General features: G+C 64.9%; 13 protein-coding genes. 4 read left to right on the forward strand and 9 right to left on the reverse strand.

The window, feature by feature from the left end; genetic code table 11:
- Window positions 1-6: 6 nt before the first annotated feature.
- Window positions 7-999: a magnesium/cobalt transporter CorA gene (corA, locus tag QAA18_RS01320; RefSeq protein WP_279410429.1), complete on the reverse strand. Its 993-nt coding sequence runs from the start codon at window positions 997-999 to the stop codon at window positions 7-9.
- A 101-nt stretch (window positions 1,000-1,100) separates the two neighbouring features.
- Here corA and QAA18_RS01325 point away from each other — a divergent pair, with 101 nt between their 5' ends.
- A complete protein-coding gene (locus QAA18_RS01325) occupies window positions 1,101-2,273 on the forward strand; it encodes a hypothetical protein (RefSeq protein WP_279410430.1) in 1,173 nt (390 codons plus the stop codon).
- On the opposite strand, the gene QAA18_RS01330 is transcribed toward QAA18_RS01325, so the two are convergent.
- A complete protein-coding gene (locus tag QAA18_RS01330; RefSeq protein WP_279410432.1) occupies window positions 2,191-3,426 on the reverse strand; it encodes a DUF4105 domain-containing protein in 1,236 nt (411 codons plus the stop codon). The two genes, QAA18_RS01325 and QAA18_RS01330, sit on opposite strands and share 83 nt — an antisense overlap.
- On the reverse strand, window positions 3,416-4,273 hold the full coding sequence (locus QAA18_RS01335) for a transporter associated domain-containing protein (RefSeq protein WP_279410433.1): 858 nt from the start codon (window positions 4,271-4,273) through the stop codon (window positions 3,416-3,418). The genes QAA18_RS01330 and QAA18_RS01335 overlap by 11 nt, the downstream gene beginning before the upstream one ends.
- Window positions 4,274-4,742: 469 nt before the next feature.
- Between QAA18_RS01335 and QAA18_RS01340 the strand changes: the two genes are divergently transcribed.
- Window positions 4,743-5,612 (forward strand): site-specific DNA-methyltransferase, encoded by an 870-nt coding sequence (locus QAA18_RS01340; protein ID WP_279410555.1) that lies wholly within the window; start codon window positions 4,743-4,745, stop codon window positions 5,610-5,612.
- On the opposite strand, the gene QAA18_RS01345 is transcribed toward QAA18_RS01340, so the two are convergent.
- The 4 genes from QAA18_RS01345 to QAA18_RS01360 all read right to left on the reverse strand — a co-directional run bounded on the left by QAA18_RS01345 (window position 5,590) and on the right by QAA18_RS01360 (window position 8,566).
- Window positions 5,590-6,789 carry a helix-turn-helix domain-containing protein gene (locus QAA18_RS01345; RefSeq protein WP_279410434.1) on the reverse strand — a complete coding sequence of 400 codons (1,200 nt, stop codon included), beginning with the start codon at window positions 6,787-6,789 and terminating at the stop codon, window positions 5,590-5,592. The two genes, QAA18_RS01340 and QAA18_RS01345, sit on opposite strands and share 23 nt — an antisense overlap.
- Window positions 6,779-7,006: a helix-turn-helix transcriptional regulator gene (locus QAA18_RS01350; RefSeq protein ID WP_279410436.1), complete on the reverse strand. Its 228-nt coding sequence runs from the start codon at window positions 7,004-7,006 to the stop codon at window positions 6,779-6,781. Before QAA18_RS01350 ends, QAA18_RS01345 begins: the two co-directional genes overlap by 11 nt.
- A 103-nt stretch (window positions 7,007-7,109) precedes the next feature.
- Window positions 7,110-7,595: an rRNA maturation RNase YbeY gene (gene ybeY / locus QAA18_RS01355; RefSeq protein ID WP_279410437.1), complete on the reverse strand. Its 486-nt coding sequence runs from the start codon at window positions 7,593-7,595 to the stop codon at window positions 7,110-7,112.
- Window positions 7,592-8,566 carry a PhoH family protein gene (locus QAA18_RS01360; RefSeq protein WP_279410438.1) on the reverse strand — a complete coding sequence of 325 codons (975 nt, stop codon included), beginning with the start codon at window positions 8,564-8,566 and terminating at the stop codon, window positions 7,592-7,594. The genes ybeY and QAA18_RS01360 overlap by 4 nt, the downstream gene beginning before the upstream one ends.
- 157 nt (window positions 8,567-8,723) lie before the next feature.
- Between QAA18_RS01360 and QAA18_RS01365 the strand changes: the two genes are divergently transcribed.
- Window positions 8,724-10,370 carry an amidohydrolase gene (locus QAA18_RS01365; RefSeq protein WP_279410439.1) on the forward strand — a complete coding sequence of 549 codons (1,647 nt, stop codon included), beginning with the start codon at window positions 8,724-8,726 and terminating at the stop codon, window positions 10,368-10,370.
- A gap of 52 nt (window positions 10,371-10,422) precedes the next feature.
- Here QAA18_RS01365 and QAA18_RS01370 read toward each other — a convergent pair whose 3' ends face one another.
- Both QAA18_RS01370 and miaB read right to left on the reverse strand, forming a co-directional pair.
- Window positions 10,423-10,638, reverse strand: coding sequence for a hypothetical protein (locus QAA18_RS01370; RefSeq protein ID WP_279410566.1), 216 nt, complete (start codon window positions 10,636-10,638; stop codon window positions 10,423-10,425).
- Complete coding sequence (miaB, locus tag QAA18_RS01375; RefSeq protein ID WP_279410440.1) at window positions 10,581-11,963, reverse strand: tRNA (N6-isopentenyl adenosine(37)-C2)-methylthiotransferase MiaB; 1,383 nt, start codon at window positions 11,961-11,963, stop codon at window positions 10,581-10,583. The genes QAA18_RS01370 and miaB overlap by 58 nt, the downstream gene beginning before the upstream one ends.
- A 158-nt stretch (window positions 11,964-12,121) precedes the next feature.
- Between miaB and QAA18_RS01380 the strand changes: the two genes are divergently transcribed.
- Complete coding sequence (locus tag QAA18_RS01380; protein WP_279410556.1) at window positions 12,122-12,913, forward strand: lytic transglycosylase domain-containing protein; 792 nt, start codon at window positions 12,122-12,124, stop codon at window positions 12,911-12,913.
- Window positions 12,914-12,930 lie beyond the last annotated feature (17 nt).

A 12,930-nucleotide genomic window follows, 5' to 3' on the forward strand; every position in this document is an offset into this window, starting at 1 on the left:
GCGCGGCTACAGCCAGCGCACCTTGCGCAGGTAGCGGTAGAGGACGGCGACCACCACCACGACCCCGCCGATCAGGACGTAGTAGCTGTAGCGGCCCTGGAGCTCCGGGATGTGGCGGAAGTTCATTCCGTACCAACTGGCTATCAAGGTCGGCGCGGCCAGCAGCGCGGCCCAGCCGGCGAGCTTCTTGACGATCTCGCCCTGGGCGATGGTCACCATCGACAGGTTGACGCCCATCGCCGCGGTCAGCATCTCGCGCATCGTGTCGGTGGACTCGTTGATGCGCAGCGCATGGTCGAGCACGTCGCGGAAGTAGGGGCGCACGTCCTCGTTGACCAGTTCGGCGTGCACGCGGGTGAGCTGGGTCAGGATGTCCTGCATCGGCGCGGCCGCCAGGCGCAGGCGCACCAGTTCGCGCTTGAGTTCGTACAGCGAGATGATCGTCCGCCGCTTGAACTCGCCGGCGAAGATGTCCTTCTCCAGCGCCACCAGCGCGTCGCGGAACGATTCGACCACGGGCAGGTAGTTGTCGACGATGGAATCGAGCACCGCGTACAAGCCGTAGCTCGGGCCCAGCGCCAGCAGGGCCGGTTCGCGTTCTGCCCGGGCGCGTACCTCGGCGTAGGACGCCGATGCACCGTGGCGGATGGTCACCAGGTAACGCTTGCCGAGGAAGGCGTGGGTCTCGCCGAACGCGATGGTGCCGCCGGCCTGGGCCTCCGCGGTATAGGCGACCACGAACAGCGAGTCGCCATAGGCCTCGATCTTCGGACGCTGGTGCGCATGCTTGGCGTCCTCGATGGCGAGGTCGTGCAGGCAGAACTCCTCCTGCAGTTTCTCCAGCAGCGCGTCCTCGGGTTCGACCAGGCCCAGCCAGACGAAGCTGCCGTCGTCGACGTCGAGCACGTCGCTGATGGCGTCGAGCGTGATGCCGCGGCCGCGGCCTTCGCGATCGTAGGCCACGCAGTTGACCACGCACCGGGGCTGGGCCTGCTCCATGCGCGCATGCTAGCGCAGCCGGCCACCATGTTCATGGCCTTCATGGCCGCGGAGGGTGCTGCGAGCATGGCCCCGCCGATCCGCAACCATGAGGAACGATCATGCGCATCCACCCACGCAAGCCGCTTCGGCGGACCCTCCCGGCGCTCGCCTTGCTGGCCGCCGCCCTGGCCCCGGCCATGGCCTCCGCCGACGAGACCTGCCCGATCCCGATCGACGACGTGAAGGCGGCGATCGAAGCGTTCGCCAGCAAGGCCAGCAGCGAGGATTCCGGTGCCAAGGGCGATTTCAAGTCCACCACGGGCTCGGACTACGCCAACTTCTACTGGGACCACTTCACCAACGTCAACGGCAGCGGCGACGACACCACCAAGTTCATCACCAAGGCCTACGACCTGACCAAGTTCGCCGGCGCGTTGCCGGAGGGCCAGGTGCAGAAGTCCATGCCGCCGTCGGTTTCCATTTCCATGGGCAACGCCATGGAACTGGCCGAGGCCGCCGCCGACGACGCCAATACCAAGCTCGACCTGGCCGAGCTGCGCTGCGACCAGAACACCGAGGACGCGGCCCTGGCCGCAGCGCTCGACCAGCTCGACAGCGGCACCGTGGACAAGTTCAGGAAGGCCAAGAAGACCGCCTGCAAGCTGGTCCACTTCGCCGCCGACCTGCAGGACAAGAAGGCGCAGCTCGACAAGATCCGCACCGAGGGCTACCCGCTGTTCCACCTCAAGGCCAAGGACAAGAAGAACTTCGCCGGCAAGGAACGCACCATCCAGATCCGCGCGGACCTGCGCCTGTACCCGGAATATCCCGGCGACGCCGAGGACCAGAAGTTCCTGTTCGGCGACATCAAGGGCCTGAACCTGTCGTACAACTCCTACTTCAAGTGGAGCGACAACAACTGGGAGCCGCTCAACATCTACCAGTACCTGATCAGCGAGAGCGACGAGAAGGACGAGGTCTGCTTCCCCAAGATCAAGCTCTCCAGCAGCGTCAAGGTGGCGACCTGCGTGCGCGTGTCCAACATCAGTTCCAGTTCTGTCACCCTCAAGGTCCGCGGCAAGTACTGGTACAACGACGACTCAGGCGCCGTCAGCCTCGGCGAGCAGACGATTCCGGCGCCGTTCGGCTACCTGCAGGACGTGTCCAACATGAAGGACAAGAAGATGGCGGACCTGCAGAAGAAGCTGGTCAACCGGATTTCGTCGGCGATGGGCCAGTACGGCGGGATGATCGAGCAGGCGCAGGAGTGGAAGGAAGCCTGCGGCGGCTGAAGCCCGACCACAGCGCCAGGTGCAGCGGCAGCAGCAGGGCGATCCACGGCTCGTTGACCTGCGATTGCAGCAGCACCCACTTGAGCACGAAGGCCGCGGCCGCCGCGGCCGCCACCAGCGCCAGGACGATCCGGAAGGATCGTCCTGGCGTCTTTCCACCCGCGATCGCCCAGGCGCCCGGCAACAGCAGCAGGCACAACGGGTCGAACAGCAACAGATTCTCGTTCGCCCAGGCGAAGCGGTGCTCGGTGCCCAGCCACAGGTAGAGCATCAGCGTGCCGAGGATGCCGCAGGCCAGCCATGCGACGGCGGCGACCGCAGCGGCGACGCGCGGGCGGGTCCGGGCAAGGGTCCAGAGCACGGCGGACAGGCCCAGCCCCGCCAGCAGCCATGGCCACCACGGGCGCGGCGTTTCCGCCGGCTCCGGGGCCACCAGGTGCGGCAGCAGTTCCTGTTCGGCATGGACCAGCGGACGGCCGTCGTCCAGGCGCACCTCGCGCAGGCTGTCGGCCAGGCGCATCGGCACGAACGCCTCCTCCCAGCGCGACAGCTGCTGGTCGGCCGCGCCCGCCAGGCCGATATCGAATCCCAGCCACATCCACGTGGCCGGTGAGGCCAGCCGCACCGCCTCGCTGCGGTAGGTGTTGCCGCGCGAACGTCCGGCGATGCGGTTGTGCAACAAGCCGCCGAGCGCATCGTCGATCGCGTCGCGGACGCGGGTGGCGCAGTTGTTGGTGAAATAGTCGTAGCGGTAGCGTGCGTTCTCGGGGCGCGCCTCTTCCTGCAGGTACGCGGCCAGTCGGTTCGCCTGCCCGGGCGTGAGGTCGAGCCACTGGATCGAGACGCCGCGTCCTTCGTAGCGGTACAGCGCCAGGTCCTGCTCCAGCGGCTGCGCGACGAGCATGTACTCCATGCGCCCCTGCACGAAGCGGCGGACGAAACCGGTCTCACCGGGATCGAAGGAGCCGAAGTTGTAGGAGATCGCCGCGCCCGTTTCCGGGTCCATGACGACGATGGCGTCGTGGCCGAAGCGCTCGAAGAAGAGCTCGCCCGGCTGCATCGTCATCACGCCGATGCGCGGTGCCGGGGCGGCATGCAGCACGCCCGCGACCAGCCACAGCACCAGCAGGAGCAGCCAGCGCCTAGTCGCCATGCACGCTGACGTGCAGGGCATGCAGGCGGCGCGCGTCGGCCCGCGCGACGCGGAAGCCGAAGCGGCCCAGGGTCAGCTCCTCGCCGGCCTCGGGCAGGTGGCCGATGGCCGCGGTGACCAGGCCACCGATGGTGTCGTACTCGTCGTCGTCGAAGTCGGCGCCGAAGCGTTCGTTGAAATCGTCGATCGGGGTCAGCGCGTCGACCACGTACTGGCCGTCGGCCTGGGCCGCGATCAGGGTGGTCACGTCCTCGGCCTCGTCGTGCTCGTCGTCGATCTCGCCGACGATCTGCTCCAGCACGTCCTCGATGGTGACCAGGCCGGCGACGCCGCCGTACTCGTCGATGACGATGGCCATGTGGTTGCGCGACTGGCGGAACTCGCGCAGCAGCACGTTGAGCTTCTTCGACTCCGGGATCAGCACCGCCGGGCGCAGCAGCTCGCGGATGGTGGCCGGGCCGTTGTCGGCGACCACGCCGCGCAGCAGGTCCTTGGCCAGCAGGATGCCGAGGATCTCGTCGCGGTCCTCGCCGTGCACCGGGAAGCGCGAGTGGCCGGATTCGACCACCTGGCGCATCAGTTCCATGTAGGGCAGGCCGGCGGCCAGGGCCACCATCTGCGAGCGCGGGATCATCACGTCGCCCACGCTCAGGTCGGAGACCGCGATGGCGCCCTCCATCATCCGCAGGGTGTCGGCCGCGATCAGGCCGTCGGCCTGGGTGTCGCGCAGCAGCTCGACCAGATCCTCGCGGGTGGTCGGCTCGCCGGACAGCATCGCGCCGATGCGGTCCAGCCAGGAGCGTCGCTCCGTGCGTTCCGGGGGGGTACTACTGTCGTCCTCTGGCATGGCTTGCGTTGGTTCCGGGTCCGGCCGGGAGGGGCCGCGGGGGCAGTTTAGCGGGAAAATGGAGACTAGGCGGCCTTGGCCCATCCAACCCGCGAGCAGCGGTAGCTGGTTTGAACTAGGAGGAGCTTGGCGTCACTCTAGGCCCTCAAATGTCCGCCCGCTGTCTACAGTGAGAGTGGTGTGGTGTCACAAATTGGGGGTTTGAAATGTCGGATCTGGATGACCTGACGCGGGATGAAGTCCTAGAGATCGCGTATCAACTTGCGCTCAATCACAATGACTTGAACACCCTACGGGCTCTCTTCACTTTGGGCTTCACCCCCGTAGCTTTGCGTTCTGGTCGATGGACTTTGCATTAGAGAGTCCTACGGGACCCACCGTCTCATCTTCGCCGCAGTTGCGTGATCGCATTGCGTTGGGACGCAGAACCCATTATGATGACTATAAGTACCAGCGAGCTTGCCCTTCTATGTTGAACGCTTTTGAACTAAACAGGGTTTATCGAGGTGACTGCCTTCAGTTGATCAGTGAGCTCCCTGACGATTCGATAGACGTCATTGTGACGAGTCCTCCATATTGGGGGCAGCGTCATTCCCAGGGCACAGGAGTGGAGAATGATCCCCGGGACTACCTGAATTTTCTAACTAGAGTGTTTGCGTCTGCGCTGCCAAAGTTAAAGCAATGTGGCATCGCGTATATAAACCTAGGGGATGCATACAACACGCCAGTAAATTGGCGATTCGATGATCTCCAATACAGTTCGCTAGGCGCCGATAGAAATGGGCTGCCAGAACACAACTCCGCTTATACAAAGCCTCGAGTGAAGCGGAAAGCTTTCACAGACAAGAGCGTGAACTGGCTTCAGTACGGGAATCTTCTCGGTCTGCCTTATCGGCTCATTCTGGACTTGTGTGATGCAGGATTTTTATTTCGGGGTGAGATCATTTGGCGAAAAAAGAATCCGATGCCTGAAGGTCGCTGTCGCAGGCCGCACCGCTATCATGAACCGATCTATCTGCTAGCAAAGCACGAACGCCATCAGTTCAGAGTGGCGCCCCCTGTCAAAAGTGTTTGGGAGTTTGCTAACGAAAAGATAGATGGCGAGAAACACTACTCAAGATTCCCCGAGGAGCTTCCCTATCGATGTATTGATGCATACGGAAAGTTTGGCAACGACATCGTCGTCCTGGACCCATTCTCAGGCTCGGGAACGACTGGCTTGGCTGCCCTATCGCTGGGATGCTCATACATCGGTTTCGAAATTGACGAAGATCAGGTTGTTGCCTCAAACCAGCGCCTGCAGGAGCGGGTAGCTTCTAAAGCCCGAGATCTTCTTTGACCTTGAGGCGCGCGGCGATGATCGCCCGAGAGAACAGGTCGTCTGGATCCTTAAAATCACAAACTACGACCTTCGCTTTGGACTCCAATCCGTCTGGCGTTGGTAGGGTGTTGGAGTTATAGGAAAAGCAGGCCGAAAAATAGCCATCGCTTTCAATATCTATGCGCTTGGCGCTTCGGTTATCGTTCCCTTCCCCAGAGAACGTCTTGCCCAGCTCTCCTCGATTGACTGGTGATTCATTCGGACTGCTCTTGCAATCCATAGTCCAAAGTGGAGAGATGTAGCCCGCCGCGACGAGCGCTGCGCTCATGGGCACGTCGTCAGTACGCCTCTCGGCGAAACTGGCTTTAACGTGTACTACGCCTATGAGCTTCTCGTCATCGTCTTTGCCCACAGTTAGCAAGACATCCATTTTGTCCGCTTCCAGCCTGTGGCCAACGTCAACCTTTAGCAGGAGTCGAGTCTTTCGCTCGCCATCTGCAATTACCAGGTTGATTCCATTCTCGCGAAGCAGCTTGCCATAGTGACGCTCTAGAATGCGTTCGAGTGCCCATCCGCCTGTGCGCTTCCAGCTCTGCACAAAATCTAGGCGGGCATGGCTCGATGGATGGTTATATGGATCGCAATAAGCGCGATAGATTACAAACCACCAAATATCGGAGGGATTGACGTCTGGCCACAGTTTAACGGCGAGAAGAAAGGCATCAGCAACGCTATCGGTCTTTATGGACTTTGCATGCTCTCCTTCCGTATCACCTTCTTCCGTTTCGTCCTCTTCAAGTGTGCGGAGACGAGCGAGCCCATCGCGAAGAGTAAGAATGACTTGGTCGAACTCCTCGACGGTGGCTCCGGCCAAGAAGTACGTGGCGTCATGCTGTGCATAGTCAAAGTGGACGGTTACCCCACCCTCGGCGCTAACCGCGTACATCGAGCGCTCGATGTGAGGAACGGCGCCGTCAACGCCATCGGCCAAATTCGCAAGCGACTTCCCGTACACGCCCAAAAGGGATGCAACTACATCGAGGCTGGGAATCACCTCGCCTGTCTCGAAGGATCGTACCCATCCAGGTCCAAGGATTAGTTGCCGTTCCACTTCAGAGCGCTCTAGCCCTGCCTCATTCCTGAACTGCTCCAATTTGCTGAGCAGCCGACCGAGGTAGTCAGCGTTAGACGTCATAGTCAAAAAGATCCTTAGGAGAAGTACCCAAGGCGTCAGCCAGTCGCTTAACGTTCTTTAGGCTCAGGTTTCGCTCACCCCTCTCGATCCCCCCGAGGTAGGTTCGGTCCACGCCGGCAAGGTGAGCAAGCTCTTCCTGCGAAAGGTTTTGCTTGAGGCGGAGCGCTCGGACGTGCTCACCGAATAGCAGCAGAAATTCATCGCGACGCTTGGGCATCTATCGATTACATGTCTATGATGACAATGGATCCACGGACTATCAGTACCATTAGGCCGCCGCTGACGGTCCTGATGTGGGCTAACGCCGTGTATCGCGCTGTCTATAGGCGGTAAGGGTCCGAGATACCGAGTCCCGCCAATATCTCCCGCTCTAGCTTCTCCATGCACTCGGCTTCGCGCTCGTCCTCGTGGTCCCAGCCGAGCAGGTGCAGCGCGCCGTGTACGGTCAGGTGCGCATAGTGGTCGTTCAGGGCCTTGCCCTGTTCCTTCGCTTCCTTCGCCACAACAGGCGCGCAGATCACCAGGTCGCCCAGCAGCGGCATCTTCACGCCCTTGGGCAGCTTGACGCCTTCGGCCATGTCGGCCGGGAAGCTGAGCACGTTGGTGGCGTAGTCCCTGCCGCGGTAGTGGCGGTTGAGGGCGCGGCCTTCCTTCGCGTCGACGATGCGGATGGCCAGGTCGGCCTCGCGGATGCGGCCGGCCAGCGCGGCGGCCACCCACTTGCGGAAGCTCACCGCGGAGGGCAGCCCGGCGCGGGGCAGGGCGTAGCCGACGGCGACGTCCAGGCGCTGCGGGCCGCGGGTCACGGGCTGTCCCCGATGTTGTCGCGGCGGTCGTAGGCGTTGACGATGCGGGCCACCAGCGGGTGGCGCACGACGTCCTTGGACTCGAAGAAGGTGAAGCCGATGCCCTCGACGCCGCGCAGCACCTCGAGCGCGTCCTTGAGGCCGGACTTCTGGTGCTTGGGCAGGTCGACCTGGGTGAGGTCGCCGGTGACCACCGCGGTGGAACCGAAGCCGATGCGGGTCAGGAACATCTTCATCTGTTCGATGGAGGTGTTCTGCGCCTCGTCCAGGATCACGAAAGCGTCGTTGAGCGTACGTCCGCGCATGTAGGCCAGCGGCGCGATCTCGATGACGCTCTTCTCCAGCAGCTTGACCACCTTCTCCACGCCCAGCATTTCGTACAGGGCGTCGTAGAGCGGACGCAGGTAGGGGTCAACCTTCTGGGTCAGGTCGCCGGGCAGGAAGCCGAGCTTCTCGCCGGCCTCCACCGCCGGGCGCACCAGCACCAGCCGTTGCACGCGCGATTCGTTCAGCGCTTCGACCGCCATCGCTACGGCCAGGAAGGTCTTGCCGGTACCGGCCGGGCCGATGCCGAAGTTGATGTCGTGGGTGGCGATGGCGTGCAGGTATTTCGCCTGGTTGCGGCCACGGCCGCGGATGGTGCCCTTCTTGACGCGTACCGCCACTTCCTGCGGTTCGATGTCCTCTTCCACGGTGCGGTCGATGGCGGCCTCGCCCAGGCGCACGTGGATGCCCGGTTCGGTCAGCACTTCCTCGCTGGTGTCGCGCCACAGTTCGCGCAGCACGCGCTCGGCGGTGGACACGGAAGCCAGCGGGCCGGCGATGCGGAACACGTTGCCGCGGTTGCCGATCTCCACGCCCAGGCGCAGTTCGAGCAGGCGCAGGTGGGCGTCGAACGGCCCTGCCAGGTTGGCCAGGCGCTCGGTGTCGGCGGGATCGAGGGCGAATTCGGAGACGGTTTGTTGCTGCATCGGGTCTGGCGGGGCAGGGCGCGGGGCAGGCAAGCTTGCGCCCGCCCGGTGTTTTTCGCAAAGTGGCCGGCACTTGCAACGACCACGGGGACAGGCAATGCGCGGAGTGCGGAGTGTGGCGGGTGCGGTAGTGACGGCGCTGTGTGCGGTTGCGGCAATGCCTGTCCTGGCGCAACCGGCAACCGGTGCGCAGGTGACGGTGCTCACCGCATCGCGGATCGACACCATGGACGCGGCGGTGCCACGCGCGCAGGCCATGGCCTACGATGCCGAAGGCAGGATCCTGGCGCTGGGTTCCGCGGAGGAAATGCTGCAACGGTACCCGCGCGCCAAGCGCCTGGACGTGGGCGGCGCCACCGTAATTCCCGGCCTGATCGACGCCCACGGGCACATGCTAGGGCTGGGCATGGCCCACCTCACCGCGAACCTGGTCGGCACGTCGAGCAAGCAGGAAATCGTGCAGCGCCTGCAGGCGTTCGCGGCCACGCTGCCTTCGGACGCGTGGCTGATCGGTCGCGGCTGGGACCAGAACGACTGGGCGGAAAAGCAGTTCCCGACCGCGGCCGACCTGGACGCGGCGTTCCCGGATCGTCCGGTGTGGCTGTCGCGCATCGACGGGCATGCCGGCTGGGCCAACAGCGCGGCCATGCGCGCGATCGAGCGCGACCTGTCCGGCGCCTCGGCCACCGAGGGCTGGCAGCCCGACGGCGGCCGCATCGTCCGCGACGACAAGGGCCAGGCTACCGGCGTCTTCGTCGACGAGGCCATGGGCCTGGTCTACGCGGTGGTGCCCGAGCCCACGGGCGAAACCCTCGAGCGCGCGCTGAAGCTGGCGATGGACGACGCGGTTGCGCATGGCCTGACCGGCGTGCACGACGCGGGCGTGTCGCTGGGCGAGCTGCGGATCATGCAGCGCCTGGCCGACGACGGCGAAATGCCGATGCGCATCACGGCGATGGCCGACGGCAACGGCAAGGCGCTGGAGTGGCTGTGCCAGGAAGGCCTTTACCAGCATCCCTCGCACCGGCTGCAGATGCGCTCGGTCAAGCTCTATATCGACGGCGCGCTCGGCAGCCGCGGCGCGGCGATGCTCGAGGACTACAGCGACGACCACGGCAACAAGGGGCTGCTGGTGATGACGCCTGCGCAATTGCGCGAAGCGGTGTCCAAGGCGCAGCGTTGCGGCGTGCAGGTGGCCACGCACGCCATCGGCGACCGCGGCAACCACGAGGTGCTCGAGGCCTATGCGGCCGCGCTCGGCGCCAATGCAACCGCCAGCGACCATCGCTGGCGCATCGAGCACGCGCAGATCCTGTCGCCGGCGGACCTGCCGCGGCTGGCGAAGATGCACGTGATCGCGTCGATGCAGCCGACGCATGCCACCAGCGACATGCCCTGGGCCGAGGATCGCGTCGGCCCGCAGCGCATCAATGGCGCCTACGCCTGGCGCAAGTTGCGCGACAGCGGCGCGCGCCTGGCCCTGGGTTCGGACTTCCCGGTCGAGTCGGTGGATCCGCGCCTGGGCCTGTATGCGGCGGCGACCCGCACCGACGCCGAAGGCATGCCCGCCGGCGGCTGGCATCCCGAGGACAAGCTGACGGCCTGGGAGGCGCTGCGCGGCTTCACCCTGGACGCGGCCTACGCCGGCTTCGCCGAAGCCGAGGTGGGCAGCCTTGCCCCGGGCAAGCGCGCCGACTTCGTGGTCCTGGCCGAGGATCCGCTGGCGATTGCGCCGGAAGGCCTGGCCGACCTCACCGTGCGTGCCACCTACGTCGACGGCAAACCGGTGTTCGAGGCGAAGTAGGGCGCGTCTTGCAGGAGCCGCGCCACGCGCGCGATGCCAGCGATCGGCGTACTCAGCGTCGCTGGCGCGCGTGCTTGCCGTAGGACCATAGCGCGCCGACCAGGAACACGGCGGCCAGCGTCGGCCACAGCCAATCGGGCAGCAGTTCCCAGGCCGGATTGTCGAGGGCGATGGCGCCGCGATGCGCAGCCATTGCGCCGACCGCGAGGATCAGGTCGAGCAGGGCGGCGTGGAGGTGGCGATTTGGGTGCTTGCCGGTAGAGAGCATGGGGAGGCGATCCGCCCGCGCAGCGAGTTGGACAGGGCCCCAGTAATTACCACATCGACGAACTGGCCGATCAGCTGTTTCGGCCCGGAAAAGTTGACCGATTTCATGTTTTCGGTCTTTCCCGTCAATTCAGCTTCGTCCTTGCGCGACGTGCCCGTGACCAGCACCCGCTGCACGCTGCCGACCATGCCTGCGGCGATCGCCGCGGCCTGCGCGTTGATGCGCGCCTGCAGCCGTTCCAGGCGGGCATGCTTGACCGCATCCGGCGTGTCGTCCTCGAGGTCGGCGGCGGGCGTGCCGGGGCGGCGAGAGTAGATGAAGGAAAACGACTGGTCGAAGCCGACATCCTCGATCAGCTTCATGGTCTTCTCGAAGTCCGCGTCGGTCTCGCCGGGGAAACCGACGATGAAATCCGAACTGATCGAGATGCCAGGGCGCACCGCGCGCAACTTGCGGATCTTCTGCTTGAACTCCAGCGCGGTGTAGCCGCGCTTCATCGCCGACAGGATGCGGTCGCTGCCCGACTGCACCGGCAGGTGCAGGTAGTTGGCCAGCTTGGGCACGTCGCGATAGGCCTCTACCAGCGAGTCGGAGAACTCCAGGGGATGCGAGGTGGTGAAGCGGATGCGGTCGATGCCTTCGATCTCCGCGATCGCGCGGATCAGCAGCGCGAGGTCGGCGAACTCGCCTTCCCCATAAGGTCCACGGTAGGCGTTGACGTTCTGCCCGAGGAGGTTGACCTCGCGCACGCCCTGGGCGGCGAGCTGGGCCACTTCCACCAGCACGTCCTCGAACGGGCGGCTGACCTCCTCGCCGCGGGTGTAGGGCACCACGCAGAACGAGCAGTACTTGGAGCAGCCCTCCATGATCGAGACGAAAGCGGCAGGGCCCTCGGCACGCGGCTCGGGCAGGCGGTCGAACTTCTCGATCTCGGGGAAGCTGATGTCGACCTGCGGCTGGCCGCTGCTGCGGCGCTCGCGGATCAGCTCCGGCAGGCGGTGCAGGGTCTGCGGGCCGAACACCAGGTCCACGAAGGGCGCGCGCTTCACGATCGCCGCGCCTTCCTGGCTGGCGACGCAACCGCCCACCCCGATCAGGACCGGCTTGCCATCCTCCTTCAGCGCCCGCCAGCGGCCGAGCTGGCTGAAGACCTTCTCCTGGGCCTTCTCCCGGATCGAGCAGGTGTTGACCAGGATGACGTCGGCCTCTTCGGCCCGGTCGGTGAGCTCCAGGCCGTCGGAGGCAGCGAGGACGTCGGCCATCCGGGCCGAGTCGTACTCGTTCATCTGGCAACCGTGGGTCTGGATATAGAGCTTGCCTTTCATCGGCACGGATTCTAAAGGATCGCCTTTGCGGCCGACTGCGGCCGGTTGTTTCGGCCGGGTATTGCGGAGGCGGTCACGGAATACCTTGAATCCCGGCCTTGTTCAGCAAAATCAAGCACTTGTCATGGGCGCGTGATGGGAGGACACTGCGCCCCATGATCAAGGGGGTCCGGGGCATTTTCGTGATTGCGTGCATGTTGCTGGCGGCGCCTGCCGCCGCCGGCACCGTGTACCGCTGCGCCAGCGCCGACGGCACCAGCAGTTTTTCCAGCGAGCGCGTCGCCGGCGCCGACTGCACCGTGGTGAGCAGCTTCAAGCCGTCCACCACCGTGGCCGCCAACGACACCACCGGCAGTGCGAGCAGCAATACGCCCAGGCGGGTGACCGGCCAGGTCTATTCCTACGTCAAGGACGGCGTGCGCCACTACACCAGCAACCGCCCGCGCGGGCAGGTCGATACGCTGCGCACCATCAGCTACAGCTACATCGAGACCTGCTACGCCTGTGGCAAGCGCTCCAGCGTCAACTTCGGCACGGTCCGCCTCAACACCAGCGCCTACGGCGAGGAGATCGCCGCGGCCTCGAAGAAGTACGGGGTCGACGAAGCCGTGGTCCGCGCCATCATCCACGCCGAGTCCGCGTTCAATCCCAAGGCGCTGTCCCGGGCCGGGGCGCAGGGGCTGATGCAGCTCATGCCCGCCACCGCCAGCCGGTTCGGCGTCGGCGATGCCTTCGACGCCAGGCAGAACATCAGCGGCGGCGTGCAGTACCTGGCCTGGCTGCTGAAGCGTTTCGACGGCAACCTGACCCTGGCCGCCGCCGGCTACAACGCCGGCGAAGGCGCCGTGGACAAGTACAAGGGCGTTCCCCCGTACGCGGAGACCAAGCGCTACGTGGAGCGGGTAGGCGTACTCGCAGCGCGCTATCGCGGCACCCTGGCCTCGCGCTGAGCCTGTCGGCCGGGCGC

The sequence above is a fragment of the Luteimonas sp. 8-5 genome (genome assembly GCF_029763755.1).
Taxonomy (GTDB): domain Bacteria; phylum Pseudomonadota; class Gammaproteobacteria; order Xanthomonadales; family Xanthomonadaceae; genus Cognatiluteimonas.